This window comes from Streptomyces sp. DH12 (assembly GCF_020873895.1).
Lineage (GTDB): Bacteria > Actinomycetota > Actinomycetes > Streptomycetales > Streptomycetaceae > Streptomyces.
The window spans coordinates 1-398 of sequence record NZ_JAHWGT010001566.1 but is presented as its reverse complement, the minus strand read 5'-3'; the positions used below and the strand labels follow the sequence as shown (position 1 = coordinate 398).

Annotated in this window: 1 pseudogene; it reads left to right on the top strand. The window is 72.9% G+C overall.

The annotated features are described in order from the left end of the window. Positions 1 to 20: 20 nt before the first annotated feature. Positions 21 to 398: pseudogene (locus LPA54_RS41115) on the top strand (hypothetical protein); the annotation flags it as partial.

Genomic DNA, 398 nt, shown 5'->3' with positions numbered 1-398 from the left:
ACAGCCGGGTGGTGACCGACGTGCAGCACGAGAAACTCGCCGCGCGTTTCTCCGACGACGGGATCTACGGCAACCCGTCCGACCCGGCCGTCGTCACCGCCGGCGTCGGCCTCAACGTCGCCATCCGAGCGAACGTGTACGGCAGCCTGCGCGGACACGGCTGGACGTCCGGCACCACCGGCGACACCCTGCCCGTCGGCCCGAACACGTCCGGGCAGACCCGCATCGACCGGGTCGTGCTGCGCCTGGACCGATCGACGTGGACCGTACGCGCCGTCGTCAAGCCGGGCACGCCAGGGGCGGGCGCCCCTGCCCTGACGCAGGCCACGGGAGACACCGGCCTGTACGAGATCCCCCTCGCCGAGGCCACCGTCCTCAACGGAGCGGCCGCGGTGACC